Source organism: Actinoplanes sp. NPDC048796 (genome assembly GCF_040650035.1).
In the GTDB taxonomy this organism is placed as follows: Bacteria; Actinomycetota; Actinomycetes; order Mycobacteriales; family Micromonosporaceae; genus Actinoplanes.
Map to the genome: position 1 here is coordinate 1415497 of NZ_JBEZGO010000001.1, position 13839 is coordinate 1429335.

General features: G+C 71.3%; 14 protein-coding genes. 5 read left to right on the plus strand and 9 right to left on the minus strand.

What is annotated here, in order from left to right; all coding sequences use genetic code 11:
* Positions 1 to 21 precede the first annotated feature (21 nt).
* The 8 genes from atpB to AB0C26_RS06720 all read right to left on the minus strand — a co-directional run bounded on the left by atpB (position 22) and on the right by AB0C26_RS06720 (position 6369).
* Positions 22 to 810, minus strand: coding sequence for a F0F1 ATP synthase subunit A (gene atpB / locus AB0C26_RS06685; RefSeq protein WP_360242549.1), 789 nt, complete (start codon positions 808 to 810; stop codon positions 22 to 24).
* Positions 807 to 1067 (minus strand): hypothetical protein, encoded by a 261-nt coding sequence (locus AB0C26_RS06690; RefSeq protein WP_360242552.1) that lies wholly within the window; start codon positions 1065 to 1067, stop codon positions 807 to 809. Before AB0C26_RS06690 ends, atpB begins: the two co-directional genes overlap by 4 nt.
* Before the next feature lie 215 nt (positions 1068 to 1282).
* Complete coding sequence (locus AB0C26_RS06695) at positions 1283 to 1720, minus strand: hypothetical protein (RefSeq protein ID WP_360243600.1); 438 nt, start codon at positions 1718 to 1720, stop codon at positions 1283 to 1285.
* Positions 1721 to 1836: 116 nt separating this feature from the next.
* The gene (locus tag AB0C26_RS06700; RefSeq protein WP_360242555.1) at positions 1837 to 2496 is read right to left on the minus strand and encodes a 4'-phosphopantetheinyl transferase superfamily protein; all 660 of its coding nucleotides are present in this window, start codon (positions 2494 to 2496) and stop codon (positions 1837 to 1839) included.
* On the minus strand, positions 2493 to 3329 hold the full coding sequence (locus AB0C26_RS06705; protein WP_360242558.1) for a metallophosphoesterase: 837 nt from the start codon (positions 3327 to 3329) through the stop codon (positions 2493 to 2495). Before AB0C26_RS06705 ends, AB0C26_RS06700 begins: the two co-directional genes overlap by 4 nt.
* Positions 3326 to 4570, minus strand: coding sequence for a macrolide family glycosyltransferase (locus tag AB0C26_RS06710; RefSeq protein ID WP_360242561.1), 1245 nt, complete (start codon positions 4568 to 4570; stop codon positions 3326 to 3328). The genes AB0C26_RS06705 and AB0C26_RS06710 overlap by 4 nt, the downstream gene beginning before the upstream one ends.
* Positions 4567 to 5571: a Gfo/Idh/MocA family oxidoreductase gene (locus AB0C26_RS06715; protein ID WP_360242564.1), complete on the minus strand. Its 1005-nt coding sequence runs from the start codon at positions 5569 to 5571 to the stop codon at positions 4567 to 4569. Before AB0C26_RS06715 ends, AB0C26_RS06710 begins: the two co-directional genes overlap by 4 nt.
* Positions 5572 to 5604: 33 nt before the next feature.
* A complete protein-coding gene (locus AB0C26_RS06720; RefSeq protein ID WP_360242567.1) occupies positions 5605 to 6369 on the minus strand; it encodes an NAD-dependent epimerase/dehydratase family protein in 765 nt (254 codons plus the stop codon).
* 175 nt (positions 6370 to 6544) lie between these two features.
* On the opposite strand from AB0C26_RS06720, the gene AB0C26_RS06725 reads away from it, so the two are divergent.
* The 4 genes from AB0C26_RS06725 to AB0C26_RS06740 are packed head-to-tail and all read left to right on the plus strand — an operon-like array spanning position 6545 to position 11531.
* On the plus strand, positions 6545 to 7654 hold the full coding sequence (locus AB0C26_RS06725) for a DegT/DnrJ/EryC1/StrS family aminotransferase (protein ID WP_360242570.1): 1110 nt from the start codon (positions 6545 to 6547) through the stop codon (positions 7652 to 7654).
* 11 nt (positions 7655 to 7665) lie between these two features.
* The gene (locus tag AB0C26_RS06730) at positions 7666 to 9066 is read left to right on the plus strand and encodes an NDP-hexose 2,3-dehydratase family protein (RefSeq protein ID WP_360242573.1); all 1401 of its coding nucleotides are present in this window, start codon (positions 7666 to 7668) and stop codon (positions 9064 to 9066) included.
* 22 nt (positions 9067 to 9088) lie between these two features.
* Positions 9089 to 10300 carry a macrolide family glycosyltransferase gene (locus AB0C26_RS06735; protein ID WP_360242576.1) on the plus strand — a complete coding sequence of 404 codons (1212 nt, stop codon included), beginning with the start codon at positions 9089 to 9091 and terminating at the stop codon, positions 10298 to 10300.
* 16 nt (positions 10301 to 10316) lie between these two features.
* Positions 10317 to 11531 carry a macrolide family glycosyltransferase gene (locus AB0C26_RS06740; protein WP_360242579.1) on the plus strand — a complete coding sequence of 405 codons (1215 nt, stop codon included), beginning with the start codon at positions 10317 to 10319 and terminating at the stop codon, positions 11529 to 11531.
* A gap of 10 nt (positions 11532 to 11541) precedes the next feature.
* Here AB0C26_RS06740 and AB0C26_RS06745 read toward each other — a convergent pair whose 3' ends face one another.
* Positions 11542 to 12732 carry a cytochrome P450 gene (locus AB0C26_RS06745; RefSeq protein WP_360242582.1) on the minus strand — a complete coding sequence of 397 codons (1191 nt, stop codon included), beginning with the start codon at positions 12730 to 12732 and terminating at the stop codon, positions 11542 to 11544.
* Between the two features lie 198 nt (positions 12733 to 12930).
* Here AB0C26_RS06745 and rfbA point away from each other — a divergent pair, with 198 nt between their 5' ends.
* Positions 12931 to 13815 (plus strand): glucose-1-phosphate thymidylyltransferase RfbA, encoded by an 885-nt coding sequence (gene rfbA / locus AB0C26_RS06750; protein WP_360242585.1) that lies wholly within the window; start codon positions 12931 to 12933, stop codon positions 13813 to 13815.
* The last annotated feature ends 24 nt before the right edge of the window (positions 13816 to 13839 follow it).

Consider the following 13839-nt stretch of genomic DNA (forward strand, 5'->3'; position numbering starts at 1 on the left):
GGATGTGGCGATCGGTGGTACTCAGTGCTCGTCGGCGGCCAGGGAGCCCTGCAGGTAGCTCGCGGTCAGCACGGTGAAGACGTAGGCCTGCAGGCAGATCACGACGAACTCGAGGAACGTGAGCGCGACGGTGAGCAGCCAGGACAGGACCGAGACGGGCGCCAGCCAGGGGTTCGCGCTGAACATCGCGAAGCCGGCCAGGGTGAACACCAGCAGGAGGATGTGCCCGGCGAACATGTTCGCGAAGAGACGGACGGCGAGAGCGAACGGCCGCACGAGGAAGTTCGAGAAGATCTCGATGGGCACCAGCAGCGGCAGGATGAATCCCGGCGCGGTCGGCACGACGGCGAGCTTGAAGTATTTGATGCCGTGGTGCTTGACACCCACCCAGATGAACAGCACGTAACTGATCACGGCGAGGAAGGCCGGGAAGGCGATGTGCGACATCGGCGGGATCTGCACCAGCGGCACGATCCCCCAGAAGTTGTTCACCAGAATGAACAGGAACAGCGTCGTCAGGTACGGCGCGAAGCGCACACCCTGCGGGCCGATCATGTCAACGGCGATGTTGTTGCGCACGAAGCCGTAGATGCTCTCGGCGATCCACTGCTTCTTGGTCGGCACCAGCTTCGGCTTCCGGTACGACACCAGGAAGAAGATGATGATGGCCGCGACGGCGACCCAGACCAGCAGAGTGATCTTGGTGAACCAGTAGTTGTCCTCCGCACCCCACGGCAGGATGCTGGGCAGGTAGAAGTCCTCGACACTCGGCGGGAACTCTGCCGCGAGGACCGTCGACTGATCGATCACCTTGGCCCTTTCCTGTTAGGCGCCATCGCCTGGCGCGCAATGAGGTACACCGCACCGCCGACACCGAGGACGGCGCCTATGCCGGCGAAGATGCCCTTGGTTCCGACGAAGTAGTCGACAAGCCAGCCGATACCGCCCCAAACGAGAATGCCCGCGATCAGATAACTCAGGGCCGTCATGCCCGCGCCGGCGTTCGGCAGCGGGCTCTTCCCGTCGTCGTCGCGAGGGTCTTTGTGGGGTGGTTCTTGGCCGGTCATGACGGCCCGAACGATATCAGCAGGTAACACGAGGCTAAGCGGGACCCCCCGCACAACCGCAGTTGTCCAGGCGTCAGGGGTCTCGCAACTGGAAGAACACGGTACTCCAGCCGAACAAGAACCCAACACAACGCGAGCAAGCGCGTCACCGGATCGGGTTCGATACATTCCGCACTCCCTGCTGAACAGGGGTTACGGGCATGTGACAGATCACATCAGGCGCGTCGGCGGGTGAGCCACCAGGCTTGGACCGAGGTCCAGACCACGACTCCGGCGACGATGCCCAGCGCGACGGCGGTGCGGCCCGGCCATTCAGCGGATACTCCGAACGCCAGAATAACGCCGAACAAGACGTATTTCACGACATATGTCAACAAGCCGAGAGGCATCATCAACTCCGGCCGCACCGTGTCGGACCAGGCCAGCACCACGGTCGAGACGGTGTAGCTGACCGTCACGATCAGCACACCGAGAGCGGCGCCGAGCGCCGCCGGCGCGCCGCCGGTCAGGAAGCCCACCGACGCGGCGCACAGCAGGAGGGCAACCGACACCGCCGACAGGAACGGCAGGTGCTCCAGCTTCCAGCGCGGGTCCGCGGGCAGCGGGGGCAGCTTCGGCAGCGGCCTGCCGTCGTCGTCATCCTCGACGGGCACGTACGGCTCGTAGAGGTCGTCCGGGTCCTGGCGGTCGCCGTGGGAGGCGGAACGCGGGCCGGTGGGCTCGGATGGCAACGGCAAGGTGAGACCTTCATGAAGCGGGACGGGGCGCGTCAGGACCGCGCGGGAACGGCGATGGCGGTTGCCATCAGCGTACCGGCCGTCACGAACCGGCCGCTGAAGCCGGTGAGCGGCCGCCCGCCCGACTCGGCGCCGACCCGCAACAGCGCCTCGAACCGGCCCCTCGACGGGTCCATCCGCACCTCCGCCTCCTCGAAGCCCAGCCAGCGGAGGGTCAGCGGGAACCACGCCTTGTAGACCGCCTCCTTGGCACAGAAGAGCAGCCGGTCCCAGTGCGTGCCCGGTCGCGCCGCCCGCAGCGCGGCCACCGCGTCGAGCTCCCCGGGCAGGGCGATCGCCTCCAGCACCCCCTCAGGCAGCGGCTCGTTCGGCTCCGCGTCCACCCCGATCGCCCGGAAATCGGCGGCCGGGGCCACCACCGCCGTGCGGTAACCGGCACAGTGCGTGATGCTGCCGACCACCCCCGCCGGCCAGGCAGGCGCTCCTCGCTCACCGGTCAGGATCGGCCGGGGCGGGTAGCCCAGCGCGGCCAGAGCCTCCCGGGCGCAGCGCCGCGCGGTCGAGAACTCGCTGCGCCTCTTCGCCACCGCGTCGCGGACCAACTCCTCCTCGGCGGGGAACAGCGGGGCCGGCACCGAGTCGTCGTAAGCCTCCACGACGGCCACGCCGCGAGGCAGGATGCCGGCGATCACACCCGGACCCCGGCCGGCAGGACGTCGCGCATCGGCTGGGGCGCCGGGCCGCGGTGCCGCCACTCGCGCGGATAGCCGAGCGAGACCTCCTCGAACCGCACCCCGTCGTACCAGGTGGTGCGCGGGATGTGCAGGTGGCCGTATACCGCCACGGCCGCGCGGAAGCGGACGTGCCAGTCGGCCGTGCGGTCGGTGCCGCACCACTGGGCGAACTCGGGGTAGCGCAGCACCCGGGTCGGCTCCCGCACCAGCGGATAGTGGTTGACCAGCACGGTCGGCAGCGCGGGGTCGAGGGCGGCGAGGCGCCGCTCGGTCCAGGCCACCCGCGAGCGGCACCACTCCTGGCGGCTCGGGAACGGGTCGGGGTGCAGCAGGAACTCGTCGGTGCAGACCACACCGGCCTCGTACGCCTGCTCCAGCGCCAGTGCCCGGGTGGGCGCGGTGGGCGTACGGAACGAGTAGTCGTACAGAAGGAAGAGTGGCGCGACCACGACCGGCTCAGGCCCGCCGCGCCAGATCGCGTACGGATCCTCCGGGGTCAGCACCCCGATGCCGCGGCACATCTCGACGAGGCGCTCGTACCGGGCCACGCCCCGCAGCTGCACCGGATCCTCCCTCGGCGTCCACAACTCGTGGTTGCCGGGTGCCCAGATCACCTTGGCGAAACGGCGGCTCAGGGTGGTCAGCACGGCCTCGACGTCGGCGAACATCTCGGCGACGTCACCGGCGACGATCAGCCAGTCGCCGTCCGACGCCGGGCGCAGCCGCTCGGCCACCGCGCGGTTCTCGGCGTACCCGACATGCAGGTCGCTGACCGCGAACAGGGCGCTCACGCCGCCGCCCGGCCGGCCGCGACCGCCTCGGCGATCCGGGCCTCGAGCACCTCGGCGGCCCGGGGCGCGCCACCGGCGGCCGCCACGTGCCGGCTCATCCGGACGGCCGCCTCGCGCATGCCCTCGTCCGCGAGCGTCTCGGTCACGGCCCGGCGCAGGGCGGCGGCGGTCAGCTCCTCCGGGGGCAGCAGCGTGCCGCAGCCCAGTTCCGCCAGCCGGTCGGCGTTGACCGCGTTCTCCCCACCGTGCGGCACCACCACCAGCGGCACGCCCAGCGCGAGGGCCTGCATCGTGCTGCTCATCCCGCCCTGGGTGACCAGGACACCGGCGTGCGCGAGCACATCCAGGTGCGGCACCCACGGCCGGGCCTCGATGTTCGACGGCAGCGGGCCCAGCTCGGCCACGTCGAACTTGTCGCCCGTCGTCATCACCATGTGCAGCGGCAGGCCGGCGAAGGCTTCCGCGCACATCCGGAAGAACTTCGCGCTGCCGTACGTGGTGCCGAGCGAGGCGAGCACGACCGGCCGCCCGTCGCCCGGCGGCTGCCACTGCCCGCCCGGTTCGAGGTCCTGGCACGGGCCGACGAACTGGAACCGCTCGTCGAACAGCTGCTGCTCGATCTGGAACTCGCGCGGCAGGAAGACGAGGTTGAGAGGTTCGACGGTGGTCAGCACCTCGAACGCGGACGCCCCGCCGCCGGGGAGGTAGCGCTCGAGCCAGTCCCGGAGGGCGGTGAGGAACTCCAGACCGCCGGAGTCGCCGCCGTTGAGCACGCCGACGGCGCCGCCCGCCCGCTGGAAGACGCGGTGGGCGAGGCTGAACCGCTCGTTGGAGGCGAAGATCGGGAAGGTCTGCACCGCCGGGATGCCGTGCTTGCGGCTCGCCGCGCGGCCGGCGGTGTAGAGGGTGAGGTCGTAGACCAGCAGATCGGGCCGGTCGGCGCGGAGCACCGGCTCCAGGGCGTCGAGCGCACCGGTGCCCTCCTCCAGCGACATCATGAGGATGCCCATGACCTCCTCCCGCTGGTAGGTCGAGGCCTCCTGGTAGCGGGCGGCGGTCGAGGCGTACCGGACCGGCTCGGCCCCCGCCGCCGCGACCGTGCCGGCGAACTCCTCCGTGGTGACGTACGTGACCCGGTGCCCGCGGCGCACCAGCTCCCGCACCACGTCGAGGGTCGGGATGATGTGCCCGTGGCTGGGGATGCTGAGGAAGGCGATGTGCGACACGGCCGCTCCAATCACGCTGAGATCTTGCGGTAGACGGTTCGGGCGACGGCGGTGATCTGCTCGACGACATCCGCCTGCATCACGGCCTCGTCCTGCGCGGCGCGGATGTCCTCGCCGTGCAGCACCGCCGCGGCGAAGCGCCGCAGCACGTTGACGAACTGGGCGTCGGCCGGCAGCACGATCTCCTCGCGGTGGTCCTGCCGCTCGATCCGGAGCACCGGCTGGTGGCCGTCGGGCGGGGTGAAGACCCGCTCGGTGCTCAGCCGCCCGGTGCTGCCGGACAGGGCGTAGCTGGTGCGGTAGGAGTGCTCCATGCCGAAGACGGCGCTGACCGCCACGCCGCCCGGGCCGCAGGCCAGCACGCTGCCCGACAGCACGGCCCCGCGGTCCGGGTCGCGGCAGAGCACGGCGCCGACCACGTCCAGCTCGCCGATGAGCATCATCGCGGCCCGGATCGGATAAAGGCCGATGTCGAGCAGCGCGCCCCCGCCGAGCCCGGGCTCGTAGCGGATGTCGCCCGGCGGCCGCGGCGGGATGGTGAAGGCGCTGTCGAAGTTGCGCAGCTCGCCGATGGCGCCCTCGCTCACCAGCCGGCGTACGGCGGCGTGCTGCGAATGGTGCAGGAACATGAAGTTCTCGTAGAGCACGAGACCGCGGTCGCGGGCCAGCGCGAGCACCTTGCGGGCGTCCGCGGCGCTGGCGGCGAGGGGCTTCTCGACCAGGACGTGCTTGCCGGCCCGCAGGGCGCGCTCCGTCCAGGCCGAGTGCAGGTGGACCGGCAGCGGCAGGTAGACCGCGTCGACGCCGGGATCGGCGAGCACGCGTTCGTAGCCCTCGACCGGCTCGCCGCCGAAGCGCGCGGCGAACCGGGCGGCCTTCGCGGCACTGCGGCTCGCCATCGCGGTCAGCTCGATCTCCGGGACCGCGAGCATGGCCGGCAGCGTGCGGCGCCAGGCGATGTCGGCGCACCCGAGCACACCGACCCGGACCCGCCGTGCGTCGTCCCTAGCGATCATGTCTCGTTTCCCTCCGGCCGAGGCCAGATCGCCTCAGTGGTGGCCGGCCGCGACGGCGGCGAGCGGACCGACGTAGTTGTCCAGGAGCGCGTCCAGGTAGCCGGGTCCGAAGCCGAACTCCGCGGCCTCCGGCACGAGCGAGCGCAGCAAGGCGGTGGAGACCAGGGTCCGGGTCACCGGCACGTCGATGACCCGCCGCTCGGCCGTACGCCCGAGACGGCGCTCGATGCCGGCGACGATGGTCTCGACGGGCTGCGGTATCCCCGAGGCGATGTTGACGGTGCGGTTGCGCACGCCCTCGCGCAGCAACCGGTCGAGCGCCACCACCATGTGCCGCACGTCCACGAGGTCGCGGTGACCGCCCCGGTGCACCGACACCGTGCCGGCGAGGACTCCCGCGACCAGCAACGGCAGCAGCTGATGCGGGCGCTGCGCGTCGCCGACCAGGTGGCTGAGCCGGAACACCAGCCAGTCGACGCCGGAGTTCTGCACGACGCCCTCGAGGGCGAGCTTGTGCCGGCCGTACGGCGAGGTGGGGAAGACCGGTCCGTTCTCCGTGCCCGGCGAGGCGTCGGCCCCGTACATCGCGGCCGACGCGGTGGAGAAGAAGACGATCGTCGAGCCGGTCGCCCGGCAGTGGTGCAGCACGTCGTAGAGGAGCGCGGCCTCGCGGTCGAACTCCGCCGTCTGGTCGACCACGGTGGTCGAGACGCCGGCCGCGACGGCCACGACCCGGGGATGCGAGTCGGCCAGCGGCGCCAGGTGATGTGCGAGGAAGCCGCGTCCCACGATCTGCATGGCATCTCCGATCGAGCCCGTGTTGGCCGAGTTCCGCGTTAGTGCAACACAGTGGACGGCCGACCGGATCCCCTACATCGCGGGCCGGGGGTGGTGCCAGGTCTAGGGGTTGTTCGCACCGGGAGACGTCCGGTTGGCTGCGATCATTCCGGGCCACGACCTCGAAGGACCTGACATGACGACTCGCGTGTGGGACTACCGCGACGAGTACGAGAGCGAGCGCGACGACATCCTCGACGCGGTCGACACCGTCTTCCGCTCCGGACAGCTCGTGCTCGGCGACAGCGTGCGCGGCTTCGAGACGGACTACGCCGCGCTGCACGGTGTACGGCACTGCGTCGGCGTCGACAACGGCACGAACGCGCTCGTGCTGGCGCTGCGCGCCCTCGGCGTGGGCCCCGGCTGCGAGGTCGTCACGGTGTCCAACACGGCCGCGCCGACCGTCGTCGCGATCGACGCGGTGGGCGCCACCCCGGTCTTCGTCGACGTGGATCCCGGCACCTACCTGATGGACGTGGCCCAGGTCGCCGCCGCGATCACCGATCGCACCCGGTGCCTGCTCCCGGTGCACCTCTACGGCCAGTGCGTGGACATGGCACCGCTGCGCGAGCTGGCCGAGCGGCACGGCCTGGCCCTCCTGGAGGACTGCGCCCAGGCGCACGGGGCCCGGCACCACGGCGAGCTCGCCGGCACCATGGGCGACGCGGCGGCCTTCTCGTTCTACCCGACCAAGGTGCTCGGGGCGTACGGCGACGGCGGGGCGGTGATCACCGACGACGGCCCGACCGCGGACAACCTCCGCCGGTTGCGTTACTACGGCATGGAGGAGCGTTACTACGTCGTCTCCACGCCGGGATACAACAGCCGGCTCGACGAGGTGCACGCCGAGATCCTGCGCCGCAAGCTCAAGCGCTTCGACTCCTACCTGGCCGGCCGGCGTGCGGTGGCCCGGCGGTACGCGGAGGGCCTGGCCGGCACCGGCCTGGTGCTGCCGGAGATCGCGCCCGGCAACGACCACGTCTATTACCTGTACGTCGTACGGCACCCGCGCCGCGACGACATCATCGAGGCGCTGAAGGCGCACGACATCCTGCTCAACGTCAGCTACCCCTGGCCGGTGCACACCATGTCCGGCTTCGCCCACCTGCGGCAGGGGCCCGGGTCGCTGCCCGTCACCGAACGCCTGGCCCAGGAGATCTTCTCCCTGCCGATGTATCCGTCGCTGCGCCCCGGCCAGCAGGACAAGGTCATCGACAGCGTCCGGTCGGTGCTCGCCAACCTCTGATCGGAGGGTTCATGCCCGTGGCACGGACGATCGCGGTCCCGGCCCCGCCCAGCCCGCTCACTCCCGGCATCGCCGCCTGGCTGTCGGAGTACGGCGAGCGCAACCGGATGACAGTGGGCATCACGCCGCTGGAGGCGCTGAACCGGTGGCAGACCGACCAGCGCACCGGCGACATCAGCCATCGCAGCGGCCGCTTCTTCACGGTGACCGGGCTGGACGTGCATGTCTCCGGCAGCCCGCTCGAGCACTGGCGCCAGCCGATCATGGATCAGCCCGACATCGGCATCCTGGGCCTGCTGGTCAAGAGGTTCGGCGGGGTGCCGCATCTTCTCGTCCAGGCCAAGGTCGAGCCGGGCAACTGCAACGGCGTCCAGCTCTCCCCGACCGTGCAGGCCACCCGAAGCAACTACACCCGGGTGCACGCCGGGCGTGCGGTCCCCTACCTCGAGTACTTCCAGCAGAGCGAGCGGCACATCGTGCACGCCGACGTTCGCCAGTCCGAGCACGGCACCTGGTTCTACCGCAAGCGCAACCGCAACATGGTCGTCGAGGTGACCGGCGAGGTGGAGGTGCTGGAGGGCTTCCGCTGGCTCACCGCCGGCGAGCTGGGATCGCTGCTGGCCGTGGACAACCTGGTCAACATGGACACCCGGACCGTGCTGGGCTGCCTGCCGATGCCTGGTCCCGGCCCGCACGACAGCGCCGATCCGCACGACGCGCGCACCGGCGCGCTGGTCGCCTCGATCACCGGGGAGCGGCCGGCCCGGCACGACCTGGACGAGATCCTGCGCTGGCTCACCGCCGTTCGCAGCCGCCGGGAGGTGCTCGTACGGCCGATCACGCTGAGCGAGGTCGCCGGCTGGGGTCACCGCGACGGGCGCATCTCGCACGACGAGGGGCTCTTCTTCGACGTCATCGGTGTCGACGTGGAGGCCACCGGCCGGGAGGTCGCCCGGTGGAGCCAGCCCATCTTCGCGCCGCGCGGGCTCGGCCTGAACGCGCTGCTCGTACGCCGCGTCGACGGCGTGCTGCACGTCCTGGTGCAGGCCCGGGTCGAGCCCGGCTACCTCGACGTCGTGGAGGTCGCCCCGACCGTGCAGTGCACACCGGACACCTACGACCGGCTGCCGCGGGCGGCCCGGCCGTTGTTCCTCGACGAGGTGCTGGCGGCCGAGGAGGAGCAGATCCTCTTCGACGTCATCCACTCCGAGGAGGGCGGCCGGCTCTACCACGCGCGCAACCGCTACCTGGTGGTGGAGAGCCGCACCCCGGCCGCCGTGATCGACCACCCCGACTACCGGTGGGTGACCCTGCGCCAGCTCGGCGCGCTCATGCGGCACAGCCACTACGTCAACGTCCAGGTACGCAGCCTGGTGGCCTGCCTGCGCGGCCTGGCCGGTCACACCTTCTGACCATCGATCCGAGAGGCCCGCCGTGTCACGGCACATCACCTTCCTCAGCATCCCGAGTCACGGGCACGTCATCCCGACCGTGGGAGTCGTGCGCGAGCTGGTCCAGCGTGGTCACATGGTCACCTACGTGGTGCCCGAGGACCTGGCCCACCTGCCCCGGGAGGCCGGGGCCGAGGTGATCACGTACGACTCCCCCACCGGCACCAACCCGCCCGAACTCCCGTACACCCCGGACGTGCTCCACCGGCTCACCGAGCGGGCCTTCGCCGAGGGCGCGGCGGTCATGCGCGCGCTCGTGCCGGCGCTGGACCACCGGCGGCCGGACGTCCTGGTCTACGACCTCATGCAGTACGCCGCCGGCCGGGTCGCGGCGCACCGGTGGGGCCTGCCGGCCGTGCAGATGTTCCCCATCTTCGCCTCGAACGCCCAGGTCAACCCGGTGCAGCTGTTCGCCGAGGCGGCGGAGGGCACCACCGCCGGCTACGACGCCGCGGCACCGGCCGGCGACATCATGGGCCTGATCCGCGACGGCGTCACGGCGCTGGGCGGTGCCGACGTGCCGGCCTGGCAGCTGCTGGCCCGCATCGAGCCGCTGAACCTCGCCTTCTTCCCCAAGGACTTCCAGATCGGGCACGAGACCTTCGACGACCGGTACGCCTTCGTCGGCCCGTGCCATCGGGTGCGACCGGCGGAGACGGGCGCCTGGTCGCCACCCGCCGACCCGGCCGGCCCGATCGTGCTGATCTCGCTCGGTACCACGTACGACCGGCATCCCGATTTCTTCCGGGCCTGCGTCGAGGCCTTCCGGGACGCGCCGCTGCACGTGGTGATGACCGTGGGCCGGCTCGACCGGGCCGAGCTCGGCCCGTTGCCGCCCAACGTCGAGGTGCATCCGTGGATCGCCCATCCGGACGTGCTGGCGCACGCCGGCGTCTTCCTCTTTCAGGGCGGCATGACCAGCATCATGGAGTCGCTGGCGGCCGGCGTGCCGATGGTGATGGTGCCGCACGCCGGCGAGGCGCGGATCAACGTACGGCGGGCGGTGGAGCTCGGCCTGGGCCGGCGCCTGGACCCGGGCGAGGTGACCGCGGCGGCGCTGCGCGACACCGTGACCGAGGTGGCCGGAGACGCCGCCATGCGCCGGGCGGTCGCCGCGATGGGGGCGAAGGTCCGCTCCGCCGGCGGCGCGGCGCGGGCCGCCGACGAGCTCGAACGATTCCTGGACAAGAGCTGAGTCACCGAGGAGGACCATGTCCCGCCACATCGCCGTCATGAACATTCCCAGTCACGGTCACGTCATCCCGACCGTGAGCATCGTCCGCGAGCTCGTCGCAAGGGGACACCGGGTCACGTACGCCGCGGCGGGCGCCTTCGCCGGCACCTTCGCCGCCGCCGGCGCCGACGTGGTGCGGTACGAGTCGCCCTACGCCGAGCACGGCATGCACCTCGACTACGGCGCGTCCCAGGTGGTCGACGTGGTGATGCGCTCGTTCGACGAGTCCGAGGCGATCGCGGCCGCGCTGCGCCCCGTGCTCGACGACGACCCGCCGGACCTGCTCGCGTACGACCTCACGGTGATGGCCGCGGGCCGGGTGACCTCGCGGCGGTGGGGAGTGCCGGCGGTGCAGATGTCGCCGTTGTTCGCTTCCAACGCGCACACCCAGCTCACCCGCAACGTCTTCGCCCGTACGGCGGGCAGCGAGCGGCTCTTCCAGCCGCAGAGCACCGCCGGCGTCGACTTCTTCACCCGCCTGACCGACTCGGTGCGTGCCCTCGGCGGCGACGGCGTCATCTCCCCGGCCGAGGTGCTCGGCGCCGTGGAGCCCCTCAACCTGGTCTTCCTGCCGAAGGAGTTCCAGCTGGCCGGCGATACCTTCGACGACCGGTACGCCTTCGTCGGCCCCTGCCAGGAGCACGACCCGGCCGCCGCCACGTGGCAGCCGCCCGCCTCCGGCGCGCCCGTGGTGCTCATCTCGCTCGGCACCACGATCCAGGCCGGCCCCGAGTTCTTCCGGACCTGCGTCGACGCCTTCGCCGGCTCCGGACTGCATCTGGTCATGACGATCGGCGACCGGTTCGCCCCGGAGGAGCTCGGGCCGGTGCCGCCCGGCGTCGAGCTGCACCCCTGGGTGCCGCACCTCGACGTGCTGGCGCACGCCCGGGCCCTGGTCTGCCAGGGCGGCATGAGCAGCGTCATGCAGTCGCTGGCGATGGGCGTGCCGATGGTGCTCGTGCCTCAGTGGGGCGAGAACAGGGTGAACGCGGAACGGGTGGTGGAACTCGGCCTGGGTTCGCTGATCGCGCCGGAGGAGGTCACCGCCGAACGACTCGTCGCGGCGGTGACCGAGCTGACCTCGTCGCCCGGCTACGCCTCGGCGGCCGCCCGGCTTCGCCAGGACATCCGCCGGGCCGGCGGCGCGGAACGCGCCGCCGACGAGATCGAACGGTTGTGCGCCAAGGGCTGACCGCCCCGGCTCAGGCTCGCGGGTCCCCCGGGCGCACCGGCAGCTCGGCGGGACCCCGCAGCAGCAGCGGCTGCCACCGGATCAGATCGGGGGCGACGTCCAGCCGCAGATCCGGGAAGACCCGCAGCAGCTCGCCGATGGCCCGCCGGGCGATCAGCCGGCCGAGCGGCGCGCCCAGGCACCGGTGGATGCCGTGGCCGAACGCCAGATGCCCGGTGGGGTCGGCGTCGAGGTCGAGCCGGTCTCCGGCGGCGAAGCGGTCCCCGTCGCGGTTGGCGGCCCCGAGCGCGAGCATGACGAGCTCACCGGCCGGGACGTCGGCCTCACCGAGCCGCAGCGCGGTGGCGCTGACCCGCATGGTGGCCAGGTTGACCGGGCTCTCGAAGCGCAGCAGCTCCTCCACCACACCGTCGAGGCGGGACGGCTCGGCCCGCACCGCGGCCAGCTGCTCCGGGTGCGTGATCAGCGTCAGAACGCCGTTGCCGATGGCCGCCGCCGTCGTCTCCCAGCCGGCGATGAGCAGCAGGAAGGCCATGGAGACGAGCTCGGCGCCGGTGATCCGGCCGGGCTCGCCGGCGGTGCGCAGAAGGTGCGGCACGAGTCCCACCGGGGCGGCGGCGGGATCCGCCGGCAGCTCGCGGCGGTAGCGTTTCAACAGCTCGGCGCAGTCGTCGACGGCCTGGGTGGAGTTGCCCAGCATCGCCTTCTCGGCCCAGCCCAGGAACGCCGCCCGGTCCTCGGCGGCGATGCCGATCACGTCGCAGATGATTTCGCGAGTCACCGGCAGCGCGAAGTCGGCCATCAGGTCGGCCGTCTCCCGGCCGGCCATCGCGTCGACGCCGACGGCGACGGCCCGGGCGACCGCCGGCTCCCACCGCGCGGTGGCCCGCGCCGTGAAGGCGCCGGCGACCAGGGTGCGCAGCCGGGTGTGGTCGGGCGGGTCGAGGTTCAGCAAGTGGTGGACGGCGGGCACGACGCTGCCCCTCCCGCCCATGAGGGCGGCGATCGTCCGGCGCCCGTCCTTGATCAGGCCGGGGTGGTTGAGGGCCGCGCGCACATCGTCGTGCCGGGTGACCAGCCAGCATGGAAGCCCCATGGGCAGCCGCACCCGGGCGACCGGCCGTTTCCGGCGCAATTGACGGTAGAGGGTGTAGGGGTCCCTCATCTCGATGACTTCCAACTGCTCCCCCGTGACAGTCATCGGCGTCTCTCCTCACATTTTCCGATAATCTCTGCGAACGCCCTCCAGGCGCGAGATCACGACGATTCCGCAATGGTCTCCGGAATCGATGACAGCCATTTCCAAATGGCCATCTACGCTCACCATAGGCCCCCTAGGATCCGATAAGTACCCCTGTTTTCCGAGCTGGCGGACCCCCTTGCTCATTACGCTCGAACAATGCGGGGAATCATTCTGGCCGGCGGCACCGGCTCCCGGCTCTGGCCGGTCACTCAGGCGGTGTCCAAACAACTCATGCCGGTGTTCGACAAGCCGATGATCTATTACCCCTTGTCCACACTGGTCGGCGTGGGCATCCGGGAGATTCTGATCATCACGACACCGGAGGACCAGGCGCAGTTCCGGCGCCTGCTCGGCGACGGCTCGCAACTGGGCCTGCGCCTGGAGTACGCGGTGCAGCCCCACCCGGACGGCATCGCCCGCGCCCTGGTGATCGGCGAGGAGTTCCTGGACGGCGACTCCGTGGCCCTCATCCTCGGCGACAACCTGTTCCACGGTCCCGAGCTGGGGCGCCAGCTCGACACGGGCGGCGACCTCCCGGGCGGCCGGGTCTTCGCCTACGCGGTGGCCGATCCGAGCTCGTTCGGCGTGGTCGAGTTCGACGCCGCCGGGCGGGCGCTCTCCATCGAGGAGAAGCCGGCCCGGCCCCGGTCCCGGTACGCCGTGCCGGGCCTCTACTACTACGATTCCGAGGCGGTGCGGATCGCCCGCGACCTGCGGGCCAGCGGCCGGGGCGAACTCGAGATCACCTCGGTCAACGAGGAGTATCTGCGCCAGGGGCGGCTGTCGGTCACCCCCCTCGACCGCGGCACGGTCTGGCTCGACACCGGCACCTTCGCCAGCCTGGTGCACGCGGCCGAGTACGTCCGCGTCATCGAGGAGCGCCAGGGCATCAAGATCGGGTGCGTGGAGGAGGCGGCCTGGCGGGCCGGCTTCATCGACGACGACCAGCTGCGGGCGCTGGCCGGGCCGCTGGAGCGCAGCGGCTACGGCTCCTACCTGCTCCAGCAGCTCGACTGGGAGTGGGTTCCCGCGCCCGTCTGACCGTCGGCGGAGAAGGGGGCCACC

Excerpts from the sequence above, each read along its gene's own strand:
- AB0C26_RS06690 (WP_360242552.1), bottom strand. The coding sequence starts at position 1,067 with ATGACCGGCCAAGAACCACCCCACAAAGACCCTCGCGACGACGACGGG.
- AB0C26_RS06715 (WP_360242564.1), bottom strand. The coding sequence starts at position 5,571 with ATGATCGCTAGGGACGACGCACGGCGGGTCCGGGTCGGTGTGCTCGGG.
- AB0C26_RS06720 (WP_360242567.1), bottom strand. The coding sequence starts at position 6,369 with ATGCAGATCGTGGGACGCGGCTTCCTCGCACATCACCTGGCGCCGCTG.
- AB0C26_RS06725 (WP_360242570.1), top strand. The coding sequence starts at position 6,545 with ATGACGACTCGCGTGTGGGACTACCGCGACGAGTACGAGAGCGAGCGC.
- AB0C26_RS06730 (WP_360242573.1), top strand. The coding sequence starts at position 7,666 with ATGCCCGTGGCACGGACGATCGCGGTCCCGGCCCCGCCCAGCCCGCTC.
- AB0C26_RS06740 (WP_360242579.1), top strand. The coding sequence starts at position 10,317 with ATGTCCCGCCACATCGCCGTCATGAACATTCCCAGTCACGGTCACGTC.
- AB0C26_RS06745 (WP_360242582.1), bottom strand. The coding sequence starts at position 12,732 with ATGACTGTCACGGGGGAGCAGTTGGAAGTCATCGAGATGAGGGACCCC.
- rfbA (WP_360242585.1), top strand. The coding sequence starts at position 12,931 with ATGCGGGGAATCATTCTGGCCGGCGGCACCGGCTCCCGGCTCTGGCCG.